Raw genomic sequence first — 18,585 nt, 5'->3', positions numbered from 1 at the left:
CGAACGTCTTCGACGGGTCCCGTGTATTGACCGTGTTCTGACAGGACTCGGATAGTGGGAGCGCTCCCATACTTCACTTCCCGACGGGATACCCATGCGCAGACCACGACTCCTCGCCGGGCTCGCGGGGCTGGCCCTCACGGGCGGGCTCCTCGCGGGCGCCCTCCCGGCCGGCGCCGCCGAACCGGACGCCGCCCCGGCCCGCACCCAGGCCGCGGCGGCCTCGTACAGCTGGAAGAACGTCCGCGTCGACGGTGGCGGCTTCGTCCCCGGCCTGGTCTTCAACCGGACCGAGAAGAACCTCCTCTACGCCCGCACCGACATCGGCGGCGCCTACCGCTGGGACCAGACCGGCTCCGCCTGGGTCCCGCTCCTCGACCACATCGGCTGGGACGACTGGGGCCACACCGGCGTCGTCTCCCTCGCCTCCGACACCGCCGACCCGGACCGGGTCTACGCCGCCGTCGGCACCTACACCAACGACTGGGACCCCGGCACGGGCGCCGTCCTGCGCTCCGCCGACCGGGGCGCCACCTGGCAGCGCGCCGACCTCCCCTTCAAGCTCGGCGGCAACATGCCGGGCCGCGGCATGGGCGAACGCCTCGCCGTCGACCCGCACGACAACCGGATCCTCTACCTCGGCGCCCCCAGCGGCAACGGCCTGTGGCGCTCCACCGACTCCGGCGCCACCTGGGCGAAGGTCACCTCCTTCACCAACCCCGGCGGTTACCAGCAGGACCCCAGCGACACCAGCGGCTACAACTCCGACGAGCAGGGCATCGTCTGGGTCACCTTCGACGAGTCCACCGGCGCCGGCGCCACCGCCACGAAGACGATCTACGTCGGCGTCGGCGACAAGGAGAACGCCGTCTACCGCTCCACCGACGCGGGCGCCACCTGGACCCGCCTGGCCGGCCAGCCCACCGGCTACCTCGCCCACAAGGGCGTCCTCGACGCCGGGAACGGCTACCTCTACCTCGCCTACAGCGACACCGCGGGCCCGTACGACGGCGGCAAGGGCAAGGTCTACCGGTACGCCACCGCCACCGGCGAGTGGAAGGACATCACCCCGGTCGCCGAGGCCGACACCTACCACGGCTTCAGCGGCCTCACCGTCGACCGGCAGCACCCCGGCACCGTCATGGTCTCCGCCTACAGCTCCTGGTGGCCCGACACCCAGCTCTTCCGCACCACCGACTCCGGCGCCACCTGGACCAGGGCCTGGGACTACTCCGCGTACCCCACCCGCTCCAACCGCTACACCATGGACGTCTCCTCGGTGCCGTGGCTGACCTGGGGCGGCGACCCCGCCCCGCCCGAGCAGGCCCCCAAGCTCGGCTGGATGACCGAGGCCCTGGAGATCGACCCCTTCGACTCGGACCGCATGCTGTACGGCACCGGCGCCACCGTCTACGGCACCACCGAACTCACCCGCTGGGACACGAACACGAACTTCACCATCCGGCCGATGGTGAAGGGCCTGGAGGAGACCGCCGTCCTCGACCTGGTCTCGCCGCCCTCCGGCGCCCCGCTGATCAGCGCCCTCGGCGACGTCGGCGGCTTCCGCCACACCGACCTCGGCGCGGTCCCGCCGATGATGTTCACCGCCCCGAACTTCACCTCGACGACCAGCCTCGACTACGCCGAGACGAAGCCGGACGTCCTCGTCCGCTCCGGCCACCTCGACGGCGGACCCCGGGTCGCCTTCTCCACCGACAACGGCGCGCACTGGTTCGCCGGACAGGAGCCCGCGGGCGTCACCGGCGGCGGCACGGTCGCCGCCGCGGCCGACGGCGGCCGCTTCGTCTGGAGCCCCGAGGGCACCGCCGGGGTCCACGCCGCCACCGGCTACGGCACCTCCTGGACCCCGTCCGCCGGCATCCCGGCCGGCGCCACGGTCGAGTCCGACCGGGTCGACCCGAAGACCTTCTACGGCTTCCACGGCGGCACCTTCTACGCCTCCGCCGACGGCGGCCTCACCTTCACCGCCAAGGCCACCGGCCTGCCCGCCAAGGGCAACGTCCGCTTCAAGGCCGTCCCCGGGAGGAAGGGCGACATCTGGCTCGCGGGCGGCGCCCCCGACGCCGCGTACGGCCTGTGGCACTCCACCGACGGCGGCGCCACCTTCACGAAGGTCTCCGGCGTCGACCAGGCCGACGCCGTCGGCTTCGGCAAGGCCGCCCCGAACGCCTCCTACCCGGCGCTCTACTCCAGCGCGAAGATCGGTGGCGTCCGCGGCATCTTCCGCTCCACGGACGCCGGCGCCACCTGGGTCCGGGTCAACGACGACGCCCACCAGTGGGGCTGGACCGGCGCCACCATCACCGGCGACCCGCGCGTCTACGGCCGGGTGTACGTCGCCACCAACGGGCGCGGCATCATCTACGGCGACACGAGCGAGACCGGCGGCGGCGACGGCGGCACCGACCCCGGCACCCCGCCGGCCGGCGCCTGCAAGGTCGCCTACAGGATCACCAACCAGTGGCAGGGCGGCTTCCAGGCCGACGTCACCCTCACCAACACCTCCGCCACCGCCTGGACCGGCTGGACCCTCGGCTGGACCTTCCCCGCAGGCCAGACCGTGGGCCAGATGTGGAACGCCACCCCGGCCGGGACCGGCTCCGCCGTCACCGCGAAGAACGCCGGCTGGAACGGCGCCGTCGCCGCCGGCGGCTCCGCCTCCTTCGGCTTCACCGGCAGCTGGACCGGCTCCAATCCCGTACCCGCCGTCTTCACCCTCGGAGGTGCCACGTGTTCCGCCGCCTGACCGCCGGCGCGGCGCTCCTCGCCGCCGCCGCCCTCGGCCTCGCCGGGCCCGCCTCGGCCGCCGACGCCCCGCTGCGGGACCTCGCCGACGCCCGGGGGATCTACCTCGGCACCGCCGTCACCGGCGGGAAGCTCACCGGCGCCTACGCCGACACCGCCGCCGCCCAGTTCGACTCCGTCACCCCCGGCAACGAGATGAAGTGGGGCTCCGTCGAGCCCGTCCGGGGCCAGTTCTCCTGGACCGGCGCCGACCGGGTCGTCGACTTCGCCGAGGCCCACGGCCAGCGGGTCCGCGGCCACACCCTGGTCTGGCACAGCCAGCTGCCCTCCTGGGTGTCGAACGGCACCTGGACCCCGGACGCCCTCCGCACGGTCATGACCGACCACGTCACCACCGAGGTGAGCCGCTACAAGGGCCGGATCGACCACTGGGACGTCGTCAACGAGCCGCTGAACGAGGACGGCACCCTCCGGCAGTCCGTCTTCGGCGCCACCCTCGGCGAGTCCTACATCGGGGACGCCTTCCGGGCCGCCCGGGCCGCCGACCCGGCCGCGGAGCTCTATCTCAACGACTACTCCACCGACGGCCTCGGCGCGAAGAGCGACGGCATGTACGCCCTGGTCGAACGGCTCCTCGCGCAGGGCGTGCCGGTCGACGGGGTCGGCTTCCAGGCCCACCTGATCCTCGGGCAGGTCCCCTCCACCCTGGAGGCCAACCTCCGCCGCTTCGCCGACCTCGGCGTCGACGTGGCGATCACCGAGCTGGACATCCGCATGACCCTGCCCGCCACCGACGCGAAGCTCGCTCAGCAGAAGGCGGACTACGCGGCCGTGACCCGGGCCTGCCTGGCCGTCACCCGCTGCGCCGGCCTCACCGTCTGGGGCTTCACCGACTCCGACTCCTGGATCCCGGACTTCTTCCCGGGCCAGGGCGCGGCCACCCCGTACGACGAGAACCTGAACCCGAAGCCCGCGTACGCCGGGATCGCCGAGGCCCTCGCCCCGGTCACCCCGCCCGGCCCGGCGGGCTGCACCGCCGCGTACACGGTGCAGAGCCAGTGGGGCGGCGGCTTCACCGGCCAGGTCACCGTCCGCAACACCGGCACGGCACCGCTCACCGGCTGGAAGGTGGTGTGGGAGTACCCGGCGGGCCAGCGGGTCACCCAGGCGTGGAACGCCACGGTCACCCAGACCGGCACCGCCGTGACGGCGGCGAACCTCTCCTACAACGGCACGGTCCCGGCCGGTGGCTCCGCCACCTTCGGTTTCAACGCCTCCTGGACCGGCGCCAACCCGCCCCCGGCCGTCCTCACCTGTACCTAGGGGGAACGCGAGAACGACCGAGGCCCCGGTTCTTCCGAACCGGGGCCTCGGCCCTTGGGGTGAGTAACGGGACTTGAACCCGCGACATCCTGGACCACAACCAGGTGCTCTGCCAGCTGAGCTATACCCACCATGCCCGGCGGTTTTCCCGAAGGTTTCCCTGACCGGCCGAGAAGAAGTCTACAGGGTTCCGAGGGGTGCTCGCGCACACGTTTTCCCCGGGTGCGCGAGCGGCCCTCTCCGGAGGCGGTTACTCCGCCGGGACGACGTGCCGGGCCGCGATCTCCCGCGCGGTCTCCGAGTCGGGACCGGGCTGCGGGACGAAGACCGCCTCGCGGTAGTAGCGCAGCTCGGCGATGGACTCGCGGATGTCGGCGAGCGCCCGGTGGTTGCCGTTCTTCTCCGGACTGTTGAAGTACGCCCTCGGGTACCAGCGGCGCGCCAGCTCCTTGACCGAGGACACGTCGACGATCCGGTAGTGCAGGTGCCCTTCGAGGGCGGGCATGTCCCGGGCGAGGAAGCCGCGGTCCGTGGAGACCGAGTTCCCGCACAGCGGCGCCTTGCCGGGCTCCTTCACGTGCTCCCGGATGTACGCCAGGACCTGCGCCTCCGCGTCGGCCAGCGTGGTCCCGCCGGGCAGCGCGTCGAGCAGCCCCGAGGCCGTGTGCATCTGCCGCACGATCTCCGGCATGGTCTCCAGGGCGCGCTCCGGCGGGCGGATCACGATGTCCACCCCGTCGCCGAGCACGTTCAGTTCCGAGTCGGTGACCAGTGCGGCCACCTCGATGAGTGCGTCGTCCGTCAGCGAGAGCCCGGTCATCTCGCAGTCGATCCACACCATGCGATCGTTCATGCGTCCTACCTTAGGCGGGAAGAGCGGGGAAGAGGCGCCCGCGGGCGCCCACCGGACACGCCGACGGGCGCCCGGGGGTGGTGGCCCCGGGCGCCCGTCGGTCACCGCGGCGCGCCGCTTGTGGCGGCGCCGGTCTCGGCGCCCCTAGGGGGCGCTGCGCTGGCCGGGCAGGGCGGCCCGGCCCGGCGAGTAGGCGTCGCCCGGGGGCTTGCCCGGGTCCAGGGGGCCGCCGGGGCGACGGATTCCCGCCCCCACCTGCGCGGGCACCACCGGGTCCAGGACGGCCGTGACGGGCTCGCCCTGGGGACGCCTGGCCCGGTACGCCGCCCGGTAGGCCGCCGGCGAGGAGCCGAGCTGCCGCCGGAAGTGGCCGCGCAGCGCCACCGGCGAGCGGAAGCCGCAGCGGCCCGCGACCTCGTCCACCGAGTAGTCCGAGGTCTCCAGGAGCCGCTGCGCCTGGAGCACCCGCTGGGTGATCAGCCACTGGAGCGGCGCGGAGCCGGTCAGCGAGCGGAAGCGGCGGTCGAAGGTCCGCCGTGACATGTACGCGCGGGCCGCCAGGGTCTCCACGTCGAACTGCTCGTGGAGGTGCTCCAGCGCCCAGGCCACGACCTCGGCGAGCGGGTCGGAGCCGATCTCCTCGGGTAAAGACCTGTCGAGGTAGCGCTCCTGACCGCCGCTGCGCCGCGGCGGGACGACCAGCCGGCGCGCCAGCGCGCCCGCGGCCTCGGTGCCGTGGTCGGTCCGCACGATGTGCAGACACAGATCGATTCCGGCCGCGGTGCCGGCGGAGGTCAGCACGTCCCCGTCGTCGACGAAGAGCTCCCGCGGGTCCACGTGGACCGACGGGTAGCGCTTGGCGAGCGTCGGCGCGTACATCCAGTGCGTGGTCGCCGGGCGGCCGTCGAGCAGGCCGGCCGCGGCGAGGACGAACGCCCCGGTGCACAGGCCGACGATCCTGGCCCCCTCCTCGTGCGCCCTGCGGAGCGCTTCGAGCGCTTCCGGCGGCGGCGGCGAGGTGATCGAGCGCCAGGCGGGGACGACGACCGTCCCCGCGCGTCCGATCGCCTCCAGGCCGTACGGCGCGGTGAGTTCGAGCCCGCCCGTGGTCCGCAGGGGGCCCTCCTCACCGGCGCAGACGAGCAGCCGGTAGCGCGGCACGCCGGCGTCCTGCCGGTCGATGCCGAACACGGAGAGCGGGATGGAGCTCTCGAAGATGGGGCCGCCGCTGAACAGCAGCACCGCGACGACTTCGCGACGGCGGCGCCCGGACAGCTTCCGTGCGACCTCCGGTGCGGCGGAGTCCTGGCTCATGACGCTAAGCCCCCCTCGGTGTTCGCGTCTCCCTGGTCGTGTCGCTGTGCCACGTTTCCCCTCGGTTTTGCACGAGACCCCAGTCTTCGGTACCCATGATCGAATCTACTGTGTTCCGTGCCGCCGGCGTGACAAGTTCTCGATCCGGCACATTGTCGACAAGGCCACTTGGCGTGAAGCAATCGATCGACGGGTGTCCGGCGGGAGGGCCTCCCCGAGGGCCCCGACGGGGACGAAGTGGCCGTACGCGTAGGGTGCGGCCCCTTGGGGCGGGGCTTTCCCGGGTGATCGGGGAGGGGCTGGCGTACCGTTTCGGCAAGGACGCGCCGGGAACTTCAAGTTGGCTGAAAACATATGGGATCGGCTGTGCGAACCTGTCAACTCGACGGGGGTCCTCCGGCGTCGGTTCAGCCCCGGTGACGGCTTCCGGGGCCCGCGGCGCCCTCGGCGCGCAGCCCCCGTTCCGCGCGGCGCAGCAGCAGCCGGCACGCGGCCGTCACGGAGGCGAGCCCGAGGGCGGTCCCGCCGGCCCCGCCCAGCGAGGTCCCGAAGGCGAGCAGCACCAGCGGGACGAGGGCGCAGCAGAACACCGCCCAGCGGACCACGTCGCCGGCCGGGTCCCCGAGCGCCCCGCCGGCCGCCCCCGGCTCCGCGTCCGCGCGCCCTCCCGGCCGGGCCGGCTGCCCGCCCGCCCCCGGGGCCGCGGGCGCCGAGGGGCCGGGGACCCGGGCGCGGCGGCGGGAGCGGACGGGGGTGGCGGACGCGGCGGAGGCGGGGGCGGACGGTGCGGGCACGGGCGGTCTCCCTGCGGCGGTGATCCGGACCTGTGGGGAACGAGGAACGGAACGTTCCGGTCACTCTGAGCGACGCCCGTTCGGCCCTCGGGGTGGTGGGGAGGGGACGCCTGTAGGGCACATCCGGCATTGCCAGATGGTGAATCCTTCGTGCATCCTCCGTCAGGACACCGCGTGCGCCGAGCCGCGCACGGGCGGTGCGCACGCCGGGTGTGGCACGGCGGGCTCTGGGCAGGAGAGGAGTGTCGCCGTACCCTTGGGGGTATGGGATTGGGAAGATGATTCCCGGACACAGCTCCGCCGCCACCCGTTGTTCCGCCCCCCTCCACCGTCCCTTCCCACGAGGACTTTCCTAGCCGAGACACCGATGGCCGGTCACGAATACCCCGAACCCGCGGACCGCAAGCGCGTCGCCGACTCCACGGTCGACCCCCTCGCGGTGGAACAGCCACGCCACGCCTGCGACCCGGCCTTCCGGCACGGGGTGGTCGTCGGCTTCGACGGCTCCACGTCCAGTGAGCGCGCCCTGGCGTACGCCATCGGCATGGCCCGGCGCTCCGGCTCCGGCCTGATCATCGTGCACGTGGCGAACCGGCTCCCCACCACCGTGTGGGCGGGCTGCGAGCCGCCGGTCTTCGTCGACGTCCCGGACCACCGCACCGAGGTGCTGGGTCTGGAGCTGGCCTGCGCGGAGCACCTCTCCGAGGTGCCGTGGATCCTGGTGGAGCGCGGCGGGGACATCTGTCACGAGCTGGAGGAGGTCGGCCGCGAGTACTCGGCCGACGCGATCGTGGTCGGCTCGACGCACGGGATCGTCGGGCGGATCTTCGGCTCGGTGGCCGGCCGGCTCGCGCGGCGCGCGCAGCGGCCCGTGATCGTCATCCCGTAGCCCCCGGCACCATCGGATCGCCGGATCGCCGGATCCTGTCCGTATCGTCTGACCCTCCCTCAACTCCCTTTCCGCGGCGATAATTTCTGCCCGCCTCAGGTGATTTGTGCGCTTGTGAAGGGTAGTTAAAGAGCACCGGAACACAGCAGCTCACGCGGCATCACCGCTCGTTCGAAGGGAGCCCCACGTGCACAAGGACGTCGCGTCGGGGAACGACACCTCCACTCTCGGAAACCTCGCACTCGGACTGACCCTCCTGGCCTTCGGCCTGGGCGGCACCGGTGTGATCGACAACGTCGCGGCAGCCGATGCCGCGGGCCTCGCCACCTGGGTCGGTGGCGTGGCGCTCTTCCTGGTCGGCCTGCTCGCCCTGCGCGCGGGCAGCACCGGCGACGGCACGGCCTTCGCGGCGCTCGGCGCCTTCTGGTTCACCTGGGGGACCGGAGTGGGCGGCGGGGGCTCGGCGGACGCGGCCGGTCTCTTCCTGCTCCTGTGGGCGCTGCTGGCGCTCACGCTGACGCTGGCCGCCTCGGGCGGCGGGGTCTTCGGGCAGGGCGTGTACGGCCTGCTGTTCGTCGCGCTGCTGCTCTCGGGCATCGCCGCGCTGGCGGGCAACGAGGGCCTCGGCAAGGCGGGCGGCTGGGTGGCCGCGCTCGCGGGTCTCGCCGCCTGGTACGGCGCCACGGCGGCAGTGGCGGGCTGGCCGACGGCGCTGGGCCGCGCGCGCGGCGGCAGCACGGCGGCGGCCGCGTAGGTCCGCAGGGGCCGGCCGGCGGGCCGGACCCCGGGGAAGCACGGCAGAACGGCCCCTCGCGCTCCTGGGAAGCGCGGGGGGCCGTTCCTCGTGTCCGGTCGGCTCCGCCGGGGGACAGGCCCGGCGTACGGCTCCGGGGGACAGGCCCGGGGCCGTGGCGTGCTCGGCGGGTGACAGGTCCCGCCGGGCGACTACTCGACCGTGACGGACTTGGCCAGGTTGCGCGGCTTGTCGATGTCGCGGCCCATGGCGAGGGCGGTGTGGTACGCGAAGAGCTGGAGCGGGATGCCCATGAGGATCGGGTCGAGCTCGTCCTCGTTCTTCGGGACCACGATGGTGTGGTCGGCCTTGGCCTGCGGCTGGTGCGCGACCGCGAGGATGCGGCCGGAACGGGCCTTGATCTCCTCCAGGGCGGCGCGGTTCTTCTCCAGCAGGTCGTCGTCGGGGACGATCGCGACCGTCGGCAGGGCGGGCTCGATGAGGGCGAGCGGGCCGTGCTTCAGCTCGGAGGCCGGGTACGCCTCGGCGTGGATGTAGGAGATCTCCTTCAGCTTGAGGGAGGCCTCCAGGGCGACCGGGTAGCCCCGGACGCGGCCGATGAACATCATCGACTGGGCGCCCGCGTACTCCGCGGCGATCTTCTTGATCTCGTCCTCGGACTTGAGGATCTCGCTGATCTGCTCGGGCAGCTTGCGCAGGCCCTCGATGATCCGCTTGCCGTCGGTGACGGACAGGTCGCGGATGCGGCCCAGGTGCAGGGCGAGCAGCGCGAAGGCGGTGACCGTGTTGGTGAAGCACTTGGTGGAGACGACGCAGACCTCGGGGCCGGCGTGGACGTAGACGCCGCCGTCGGCCTCGCGGGCGATGGCGGAGCCGACCACGTTGACCACGCCGAGGACGCGGGCGCCCTTGCGCTTGAGCTCCTGGACGGCGGCGAGCACGTCGTAGGTCTCGCCGGACTGGGAGACGGCGATGTAGAGCGTGTCGGGGTCGACGACCGGGTTGCGGTAGCGGAACTCGGAGGCCGGCTCGGCGTCGGCCGGGATGCGGGCCATGCCCTCGATGAGGGAGGCGCCGATCATGCCGGCGTGGTACGAGGTGCCGCAGCCGAGGATCTTGATGCGGCGGATGGTGCGGGCCTCGCGCGGGTCGAGGTTGAGGCCGCCGAGGTGCACGGTGGAGAAGCGGTCGTCGATCCGGCCGCGCAGCACGCGGTCGACCGCGTCGGGCTGCTCGGAGATCTCCTTGTGCATGTACGTGTCGTGGCCGCCCATGTCGTAGGAGGCGGCCTCCCACTCGACGGTCTCGGGGGTCGCCGTGGTGGAGGCGCCCGCGACCGTGTAGGTGCGGAAGTCGTCGGCCTTGAGGGTGGCCATCTCGCCGTCGTCGAGCGTGACGACCTGGCGGGTGTGGGCGATGAGCGCGGCCACGTCGGAGGCGACCAGCATCTCCTTCTCGCCGATGCCGAGGATGACCGGCGAGCCGTTGCGGGCGACGACGATGCGGTCGTTGAAGTCGGAGTGCATCACGGCGATGCCGTAGGTGCCCTCGATGACCTTGAGCGCGTCGCGGACCTTGTCCTCCAGGGACTCGGCCTGGGAGCGGGCGATGAGGTGGGTGATGACCTCGGTGTCCGTCTCGGAGGCGAAGACGACGCCGTCGGCCTCCAGCTTGGCGCGGAGCTCCTGGGCGTTGTCGACGATGCCGTTGTGGACGACCGCGACCTTGTTCTCGGGGTCCAGGTGCGGGTGCGAGTTGTGGTCGCTCGGCGCGCCGTGGGTGGCCCAGCGGGTGTGCGCGATGCCGGTGGTGCCGGAGAAGCGCTTGGGGACGCGGGCTTCCAGGTCGCGGACCCGGCCCTTGGCCTTGACCATCTTCAGCGCCGCGCTCTTCGGGCTGTTGATGACCATGCCGGCGGAGTCGTAACCGCGGTACTCCAGGCGGGCCAGGCCCTCCAGGAGCAGCGGCGCCACGTCGCGCTTACCGATGTAACCGACAATTCCGCACATAAAGGAAACCCCTCCGGTTGGTGATGGTGGTGCTCGGCCTGGACGAGGAGGCCGGACTAGCCGTAGACGATCCGGCGCAGCTGCCGGAGCGAGAGCTCCGGCGGTGCGACGGCCCGGTGCGGCAGTTCGGCCGAGATCCGTTCGAAGATCTCCGCGTTCACCGCTCCGCCGGACTGCAGTTCGCGGTGGCGGCGGCGGACGAACTCCTCGGTCGTCTCGTCGAAGTACGCCAGCACGTCGAGCACCACCCGGGCGGCCTCACCACGCTGGAGCGCGGTGCTCCGGACCAGGTGGTCGATGAGGTCGTCGTGAGTCGGGCGGCGTTCGAGCACCCATGAATACTGAGGGGTACCCCCGGCTTCCCGCAAGAATCCTGCCCGAAATCGGGCAGGAGTCGCATGATCATCGACCTGGAGGGGGTTATTGGTCCAGACCTTAACCCCAGGTGGGCGTGACGGTACGCAGGGTGACCAGACCGCCGCACGCCCTCGGCGACGAGGGCTACGAGCTCCGCGGCGGGGCGGCAGGTCCCCCGCCCCCACGGGCCGGCACAGGCGTGAGCCCCCGGCGGAGGACCGTACTCCGCCGGGGGCTCACACCGGTCAGGGGCGCCGGGAGGGCGCCGGGGCCGTCAGGCGAACCGCGCGATCGGGTTCACCAGGTCGCCGACGAGCTGGAGGGCGCCCGAGGGGTCCGCCAGGTCGACCATCTGCCGGTTGTTGCGCAGCTGGAGGCGGTTGAGCGCGGACAGCGCGAAGGTCTCCGCGAACATGTCGTACTGCGCGAAGCGGTCCGCCAGCTCCGGCTTGGACTCCTGGTAGCCCTTCACGCACTCCGCGACCGTCCGCCAGAAGACGTCCTCGCCGACGACGCCCTCCGCCGCCAGGGTCGCGCCCAGGAAGCGGAAGAAGCAGTCGAAGACGTCCGTGAAGACCGAGAGGAGCTTCATGTCCTCGGGGACGTCGGCGCGGATCCGCTCCACCGCCGGCGGCAGGACCGCGTCCGGGTCCATGACGCAGATCTCCTCGGCGATGTCCTTGAAGACCGCCCGGTCGACCGCGCCGCGCTCGTCCAGGACCAGGATCACGTTCTCGCCGTGCGGCATGTAGACCAGGTCGTAGGCGTAGAAGCAGTGCAGCACCGGCAGCAGGTACGCGTCGAGGTACTTCCGCAGCCACGCCTCCGGCTCCAGGCCGGACTCCTTGACCAGCGCGCCCGCGAAGGACGCGCCCGCGTGGTCGACGTGGAGCAGGGACGCCATCGTCGCGAGCCGCTCGCCGTCCGCCAGCCGGTCCACCGGCGACTCGCGCCACAGCGCGGCCAGCATCTTGCGGTAGGGCGAGTAGCGGTCCGTCGCGGCCTCGTACTCCAGGTGCCGGTAGCCGGCCGCCGCCCGCTCCCGGATGATCGAGAAGCGGGCCGCCCCGAGGACGGAGTCCGACTCGATCAGCTGCGCCAGCCAGTCGTTGATGGCCGGCGTGGCCTCCATGTAGGCCGCCGAGAGGCCGCGCATGAAGCCCATGTTGAGGACCGACAGGGCGGTCTTCACGTAGTGCTTGGCCGGGTCGGCGGTGTTGAAGAAGGTACGGATCGACTGCTGCGCCAGGTAGGCGTCCTCGCCCTCGCCGAGGTACACCAGGCGCTGCTGGGCCACCTCGGCGGCGAAGGTCACCGACAGCTTGTTCCACCACTGCCACGGGTGGGCCGGCATGAGGAGGTAGTCGGCCGGGTCGAGGCCGCGCGCGGTGAGGATCCCGGCGAAGCGGTCGACGGCCGCGTCGCCCAGCTCGGCGCGGATGAAGGTCTCGTACTCGATGCCCGCGCCGGCCGTGAAGGCGGCCCGGTCGCGGCGGGCGGCCAGCCACACCAGGTGGATGGGGCTCGCCGTCTCGGGGGCGTAGGCGCGGTACTCGTCGACGCCGAAGCCGAGGCGGCCGTTGTTGGCGACGAAGCAGGGGTGGCCCTCGGTCATCCCGGTCTCGATGGCCTGGAAGTCCGCGCGGGCCAGCTCGGCGGCGGACACCGGCGGCTTGGTCGCCTTGTAGGCGGTGCCGGCCAGGGTGGAGGAGATCTCCTCCAGGTAGACGGGGAGGATCTCGTCGCTCAGGCCCAGCGCGCCGCGCAGTTCGGTGACGAACTGGAGGGCGTCCAGCGGCAGCTGCTCGTCGCCCCGGTGCCGGCTGATCGACTCGGGGTAGACCTGCCAGTGGTCGAGGGCGAAGCGGTCGGCGGTGAAGCGGTACTCGGTGGCGCCGTCGTCGCTGAGCACGCGGTAGCGGGACTCGCCCAGCTCCTGCGGGTTCAGCAGCCGCTCGTGGGCGAACTCGGCGAGGCCCTTGCGGACCAGCGCGCGGTTGGCGTCCGCCCAGCGCTCGGGGGTGAGGTGCGCGACCGGGTCGGTGACGTCCAGGCGGCTCATATCGCGGCTCCGACAGCGGTCTCGAACTGGGCGCGGGTGCAGAAGCTCAGCAGGGCTTCCTTCTCCGGCTTCCGGACGGCCCGGTCGGGCACGAAGCCGACGGCCTCGTTGAGGGCGTGGACGGCGGTGTTGCGGACGTCGGGCTCGACGACCACGCGGGCGGTCGCCGGGTCGGCGAACAGCTCGCGCATCACGGCGGTGATCACCAGGCGGGTGAAGCCGTGCACTGGGGTGTCGGTGGGGGCGACGAGGAAGTGCATGCCGACGTCGCCCGGCTGCGGCTCGTAGAGCCCGACCAGCTCGACCCGGGAGGGGTCGTACCGCTCCATGAGGAAGGCGGGCTCACCGTCGACGAGGCCGAGGAAGGCGTCGTGGTGCGGGTGGGCGGCGATCTCCATGTAGGCGCGCTCGACGTCCTGGAGCTTCGCGTCCTGCATCATCCAGAAGGCGGCCTTGGGGTGGGTGACCCACGGGTGGATCAGCTCCGCGTCCTTGAGGGGGTCGAGGGGGCGGATCTCGACGGCGGGGGTGGCGGGGGCGGTCATACGGCGAACTCCTGGAACGCGATGGTCTTCTCGACGGGGTAGTACTCGGACCCCAGCATCTCCCCGATGATGTAGGCGTTGCGATACGCCCCCATGCCCAGGTCGGGCGAGGTGATCGAGTGGGTGTGGACGCCGGCGTTCTGGAGGAAGACCTCGCGCCCGGTCGTGTCGACGGCGTAGTTGCGGGAGACGTCGAAGCGGCCCTGTCCGTCGAAGCGCAGCCGGTCGCGGAGCGGCTCCAGGAAGGCGGGGACGGCGTACTTGTAGCCGGTGGCGAGGACCAGGCCCTCGGTCTCGATCTCGTACTCCTTCTCCTGCTCCTCCTGGCGGAAGCCGAGGGTGTACGTGCCGCTGGTCTCGTCGTACGAGGCGGTGTGCAGCGCGGAGTTGGTGAGGAGCCGGGTGGGGACGGGGCCGGCGAAGTTCTTCTGGTAGAGCAGGTCGAAGATGCCGTCGATGAGGTCGCCGTTGATGCCCTTGAAGAGGCCCTTCTGCTGGCTCTCCAGGCGGTAGCGGGTCTCCTCGGGGAGCGCGTGGAAGTAGTCCACGTACTCGGGGGAGGTCATCTCCAGGGTGAGCTTGGTGTACTCCAGCGGGAAGAAGCGCGGGGAGCGGGTCACCCAGTTGAGCTTGTAGCCGTGGACGTCGATCTCCGACAGGAGGTCGTGGTAGATCTCGGCGGCGGACTGGCCGCTGCCGACGATCGTGATCGACTTCTTGCGCTGGAGGGCTTCCTTGTTCGGCACGTAGCGCGAGTTGTGGATCAGGTCGCCGCCCAGCTCCCGGCAGGAGTCGGGGAGGTACGGCGGGGTGCCGGTGCCGAGGACGATCCGGCGGGCCCGGAACGTTTCTCCGGCCTCGGTGGTGACGACGTACACCTGGCCGGCCTCGTCGTGGGCGACGGAGGAGACGGTGGTGGAGAAGCGGATCGAGGTGACCTTGTTCGCCGCCCAGCGGCAGTAGTCGTCGTACTCGGCGCGCAGCGGGTAGAAGTTCTCGCGGATGTAGAACGAGTACAGCCGGCCCTTCTCCTTCAGGTAGTTGAGGAAGGAGTACGGCGAGGTGGGGTCGGCGAGGGTGACCAGGTCCGACATGAACGGCGTCTGGAGGTGGGCGCCTTCGAGGAACATCCCCGAGTGCCACTCGAAGTCCGGCTTGGACTCCAGGAAGAGGCCGTTCAGTTCGGCGATCGGTTCGGTCAGGCAGGCGAGGCCCAGGTTGAAGGGACCGAGCCCGATGCCGATGAAGTCGTGGATCCCGGCGTTCTCAGGCGTGGACAAGGTTCTCTCCCAGGTACTGCTCGGCGTGGCCGGCGATCAGATCGAGGACGGCGGCGATGTCGGACACCGTGGTCTCGGGGTTGAGCAAGGTGAACTTGAGGTACTGGCGGCCGTCGACCTTGGTGCCGGCGACCACGGCCTCGCCCGAGGCGAAGAGCGCCTTGCGGGCGTAGAGGTTGGCGCGGTCGATCTCGGCGGGCGAGGTGACGGCCTCGGGGACGTAGCGGTAGACGAGGGTGGACAGCTGCGGCTCCACGACCACGTCGTAGCGGGGGTCGGCGGCGAGCAGGTCGTGGCCGGCGGCGGCCAGGTCGCAGACCTCGTCGAAGAGCTCGCCGACGCCGTCCGCGCCCATCACGCGCAGGGTCATCCACAGTTTGAGGGCGTCGAAGCGGCGGGTGGTCTGGAGCGACTTGTCCACCTGGTTGGGGATCTGCTCGGCCACGGTGCGCCGGGGGTTGAGGTAGTCGGCGTGGTAGGTGGCGTGGCGCAGGGCGGCCCGGTCGCGGACCAGCACGGCGGAGGAACTCACCGGCTGGAAGAAGGACTTGTGGTAGTCGACGGTGACCGAGTCGGCGCGCTCGATGCCGTCGAGGAGGTGGCGGCGCTTGAGCGAGGCGAGCAGTCCGCAGCCGTAGGCGGCGTCGACGTGCATCCAGGCGCCGTACTCCTCGGCGAGGGCGGCGATCTCGGGCAGCGGGTCGATCGAGCCGAAGTCGGTGGTGCCGGCGGTGGCGACGATGGCCATCGGGACGAGGCCCTCGGCGCGGCAGGTCTCCAGCTCGGCGGCGAGGACGACGGACTGCATCCGCTTGTTCCGGTCGACCGGGATCGAGATGACCGACTCGCGGCCGAGGCCGAGCAGGGTGGCCGACTTCTGGACGGAGAAGTGGCTGCACTCGGAGGAGAAGATCCGGAGCTTCGACAGGTCGGCGGTGCCGGCCTCCTCGCGGGCGAGCAGCAGCGCCTGGAGGTTGGACTGGGTGCCGCCGCTGGTGAAGATGCCGTCGGCGAGCGGGCCGAGGCCGATGCGGGCGGCGGTCCAGTCGATGAGCTTGCGCTCGATGAGGGTGCCGCCGGCGGACTGGTCCCAGGTGTCCAGGGAGGAGTTGACGGCCGAGAGGACGGCCTCGCCGAGGACGGCCGGGATGACGACCGGGCAGTTGAGGTGGCCGAGGTAGCGCGGGTGGTGGAAGTAGACCGCGTCGCGGAGGTAGACGTCCTCCAGCTCGTCGAGGGCGGCGGAGGCGTCACCGAGGGGGCGGTCGAGGTCCACGGCGTCGATCACGGGCGCCAGTTCGGCGGGCGTGACGCCGGTGAACGGGCCGCGCGTCGTGGCGAGTTTCCTCGCCACCCGCTCGACTCCTTCGGTGACGGAGCGTCGGTAGCTCTCCGCCGTCGTGTCGTTGAGCAGGTGCGAACGCATGTGGGGGGCCCTTCCGGGACGAGGGACGCGGAATACGCAACCGTGGGTGCTTAAGTAAGGTTAGCCTAACCTAATTTTGTACGACAACGGCCCCCCGATCGGTGAAGATTGGGGGGCCGTGTGCTGAATGGCCGAATTGCGTCGGCTACTTCTGCGGAGCGTCCCGCTCCGCGTCCTGCGTCGTCTCGTCCGGCACCTCGCGCAGGGCGTCCTCGGACAGCCCCTTGCGCCAGTAGCCCACGAAGGTCACCCGGCGCCGGTCGAGACCGCGCTCGCGCACGAAGTGCCGCCGCAGCGCCTTCACCGCGCCGGACTCGCCCGCGATCCACACGTACGGCGACTCCCCGGGCAGCTCCGCGCCCGCGATCGCCTCCAGGCCGGAGGGCGCGCCCTCCTCCCGCACGAGCCAGGTGACGGTGGCGTCCGCCTCCGTCGACAGCTCCGTCCGGTCGCCGGAGTACGGCACTTCGAGGAAGACCCGGGCCCGGGTCTCGGCCGGCAGCCACTCCAGGATCGCGGAGGCGGCGGGCAGCGCCGTCTCGTCCGCCCAGATCAGCACCGAGTCGGCGCCCTCCGGCAGCCGGAAGCGGACCCCGGTGTTGTCGGCGACCGCCGGACCGAGCACGACCACCCGGTCGCCGGGCTTCGCGTGCTGCGCCCAGCGGCAGGCCGGCCCGCCGTCCTCGTGGACGGCGAAGTCGATGTCGACCTCCTGGGGTTCGGTGCGCTGCTCGCGGACGGTGTACGAGCGCATCACGGCCCGCACGTCGTCGGGCATGGCCCGCCAGGCGCCCAGGATGGCGTACATGTCCGGGTCGTCCAGCGGCGGCAGGACGGGCGCCTCCTGGCCGGGGTGCGGCAGGAAGAGCGAGAGGGACTGGTCGCGCCCGCCGGCGGCGAAGCCCTTGAGGTCCTCTCCGGTGAAGGTGACGCGGACCAGCGACGGACCGAGCCGCCGCGTCCGGTCGACCTGGAGGGAGAAGAACTGGAACGGGGCGGTCTCGGCGTTCGTCATCGGGTCAGGACACCTTCTTCGCGTTCTCCAGGGCGGTGGCCAGGTCCTCCAGGAGCGGGGCGCACTTGGCGTAGGAGTAGACGGGCTCGGTCACGCGCGGGAAGACCTGGCCGGCCTTGACGGCGGGCAGCGCGGCCCAGGTCGGCTTGGCCTTGAGCTGCTCCGGCTGGAGGGTGCCGGTGCGGTTGTCGAGGAGGATGACGTCGGCCGCGTAGGCGTCGACGTTCTCCCAGCTGAGGAGCTCGAACCAGCCGGACGGGTCCAGCTTCTTCGGGGTGACGATGTTGAGGCCCAGCTCCTGGAAGAAGAGCGTGTCGGTCGGGCGGACCGGGGTGGAGACGTAGAAGGTGTCCGGGGCGCCGGAGCCGATGAGGACCTTGATGTCCTTCTTGCCCTGGGCGACCTTGCGCAGGCGCTCGGCGGCGGCCTCGAAGCGGGCCTTGTCCTTCTTGACCTGCTCGCTGTTCACGTCGGCGCCGAGGGAGGCGGCCAGGTCGGCGTGGCGCTGGAGGACGGACGGCATGGACTTGCCGGCGGCCCACAGGGCGACGCTCGGGGCGATCTTCGCGATCTTGGCCTTCTGCTCCTCCGGCACGTACCAGAGGGCGTCCTTCTCCCACATGTCGGTGATGAGGACCTCGGGCTGGAGCTTGAGGTACTCCTCGATGTTGAACTCGCCCCAGACGTTGCCGATGACCTTGACCTTGGTGATGTCGAGGTCGCCCGCCTGGACGTCCGGCTTCTTCTCCTTGGTCTTCGGGTCCTCGACGTAGGTCGGGCCGAAGACGCCGGTGACCTCGACGCCGAAGTCCTTGAGGGCGGCGGCCGTGCCGGTGAAGGCGACGATGTTCTTCGGCGTCGCCTTGGCCTTCACGGTCTGGCCGCGGTCGTCCTTGAACTCCCAGGAACCGGACTTGGCGGAAGCGGAGGGGCTCGCGTCCTTCCCCTTGTCGCCGTCGCCGCAGGCGGCGAGCACGGCGCCGAGCCCGAGGGCGCCGCCCGCGGCGAGGATGCCGCGGCGGGTGAGGGAGGTGGCTCGGGCGTTGCTGGGCATGGCGAGTCGCTTTCGTACGTGCCGGGGTCGGCCTGGGCAAGTCGAGGGTAGGTTAGCCTAACCTCACAGCGATCAACAGGTCCGGGTCCCCGAGGACTGCGTCACATTGCGGTCACCGCCCGTGTCCCGGTACGACGGCGCCCG

General features: G+C 71.6%; 15 protein-coding genes and 1 tRNA gene. 4 read left to right on the top strand and 12 right to left on the bottom strand.

Annotated elements, in window-relative coordinates; all coding sequences use genetic code 11:
* The first annotated feature begins 94 nt into the window (after positions 1–94).
* Complete coding sequence (locus tag IE321_RS24380) at positions 95–2,767, top strand: cellulose binding domain-containing protein (RefSeq protein WP_190224517.1); 2,673 nt, start codon at positions 95–97, stop codon at positions 2,765–2,767.
* Positions 2,752–4,089, top strand: coding sequence for a glycoside hydrolase family 10 protein (locus tag IE321_RS24375; RefSeq protein WP_190224516.1), 1,338 nt, complete (start codon positions 2,752–2,754; stop codon positions 4,087–4,089). Before IE321_RS24380 ends, IE321_RS24375 begins: the two co-directional genes overlap by 16 nt.
* 55 nt (positions 4,090–4,144) lie before the next feature.
* Here IE321_RS24375 and IE321_RS24370 read toward each other — a convergent pair.
* The 4 genes from IE321_RS24370 to IE321_RS43225 form a co-directional block, all read right to left on the bottom strand.
* Positions 4,145–4,220, bottom strand: a tRNA-His gene (locus tag IE321_RS24370).
* Between the two features lie 119 nt (positions 4,221–4,339).
* Positions 4,340–4,942 (bottom strand): oligoribonuclease, encoded by a 603-nt coding sequence (gene orn, locus IE321_RS24365; protein ID WP_043224235.1) that lies wholly within the window; start codon positions 4,940–4,942, stop codon positions 4,340–4,342.
* A gap of 144 nt (positions 4,943–5,086) precedes the next feature.
* Positions 5,087–6,256 carry a helix-turn-helix domain-containing protein gene (locus IE321_RS24360; RefSeq protein WP_043224233.1) on the bottom strand — a complete coding sequence of 390 codons (1,170 nt, stop codon included), beginning with the start codon at positions 6,254–6,256 and terminating at the stop codon, positions 5,087–5,089.
* Between the two features lie 407 nt (positions 6,257–6,663).
* Complete coding sequence (locus IE321_RS43225) at positions 6,664–7,050, bottom strand: hypothetical protein (protein WP_373316639.1); 387 nt, start codon at positions 7,048–7,050, stop codon at positions 6,664–6,666.
* 367 nt (positions 7,051–7,417) lie between these two features.
* Between IE321_RS43225 and IE321_RS24350 the strand changes: the two genes are divergently transcribed.
* Both IE321_RS24350 and IE321_RS24345 read left to right on the top strand, forming a co-directional pair.
* On the top strand, positions 7,418–7,939 hold the full coding sequence (locus IE321_RS24350) for a universal stress protein (protein ID WP_043224232.1): 522 nt from the start codon (positions 7,418–7,420) through the stop codon (positions 7,937–7,939).
* 187 nt (positions 7,940–8,126) lie between these two features.
* A complete protein-coding gene (locus IE321_RS24345; protein ID WP_190224515.1) occupies positions 8,127–8,693 on the top strand; it encodes a GPR1/FUN34/YaaH family transporter in 567 nt (188 codons plus the stop codon).
* A 191-nt stretch (positions 8,694–8,884) separates the two neighbouring features.
* Here the strand turns inward: IE321_RS24345 and glmS are convergent, their stop codons facing one another.
* From glmS to IE321_RS24305, 8 genes are all read right to left on the bottom strand, one after another.
* The gene (glmS, locus tag IE321_RS24340; RefSeq protein WP_043224230.1) at positions 8,885–10,702 is read right to left on the bottom strand and encodes a glutamine--fructose-6-phosphate transaminase (isomerizing); all 1,818 of its coding nucleotides are present in this window, start codon (positions 10,700–10,702) and stop codon (positions 8,885–8,887) included.
* Between the two features lie 56 nt (positions 10,703–10,758).
* Positions 10,759–11,034 carry a hypothetical protein gene (locus IE321_RS24335; protein ID WP_043224229.1) on the bottom strand — a complete coding sequence of 92 codons (276 nt, stop codon included), beginning with the start codon at positions 11,032–11,034 and terminating at the stop codon, positions 10,759–10,761.
* A 299-nt stretch (positions 11,035–11,333) separates the two neighbouring features.
* Positions 11,334–13,121, bottom strand: coding sequence for an IucA/IucC family protein (locus tag IE321_RS24330; RefSeq protein ID WP_308076630.1), 1,788 nt, complete (start codon positions 13,119–13,121; stop codon positions 11,334–11,336).
* The gene (locus IE321_RS24325; protein WP_190224514.1) at positions 13,118–13,666 is read right to left on the bottom strand and encodes a GNAT family N-acetyltransferase; all 549 of its coding nucleotides are present in this window, start codon (positions 13,664–13,666) and stop codon (positions 13,118–13,120) included. The genes IE321_RS24330 and IE321_RS24325 overlap by 4 nt, the downstream gene beginning before the upstream one ends.
* Entirely contained in the window at positions 13,663–14,946 is a 1,284-nt protein-coding gene (locus IE321_RS24320) for a lysine N(6)-hydroxylase/L-ornithine N(5)-oxygenase family protein (RefSeq protein ID WP_190224513.1), read from the bottom strand. Before IE321_RS24320 ends, IE321_RS24325 begins: the two co-directional genes overlap by 4 nt.
* Positions 14,933–16,372: a pyridoxal phosphate-dependent decarboxylase family protein gene (locus IE321_RS24315; protein ID WP_043224225.1), complete on the bottom strand. Its 1,440-nt coding sequence runs from the start codon at positions 16,370–16,372 to the stop codon at positions 14,933–14,935. The genes IE321_RS24320 and IE321_RS24315 overlap by 14 nt, the downstream gene beginning before the upstream one ends.
* Before the next feature lie 145 nt (positions 16,373–16,517).
* Positions 16,518–17,387, bottom strand: coding sequence for a siderophore-interacting protein (locus tag IE321_RS24310; RefSeq protein ID WP_043224224.1), 870 nt, complete (start codon positions 17,385–17,387; stop codon positions 16,518–16,520).
* Between the two features lie 4 nt (positions 17,388–17,391).
* Positions 17,392–18,441, bottom strand: a complete 1,050-nt coding sequence (locus tag IE321_RS24305; RefSeq protein WP_043224223.1) for an ABC transporter substrate-binding protein — start codon at positions 18,439–18,441, stop codon at positions 17,392–17,394.
* Positions 18,442–18,585 lie beyond the last annotated feature (144 nt).

Origin of the sequence: Streptomyces hydrogenans (assembly GCF_014656075.1) — a bacterium.
GTDB classification, from domain to species: domain Bacteria; phylum Actinomycetota; class Actinomycetes; order Streptomycetales; family Streptomycetaceae; genus Streptomyces; species Streptomyces hydrogenans.
This window is presented reverse-complemented; position numbering and strand designations above follow the sequence as displayed.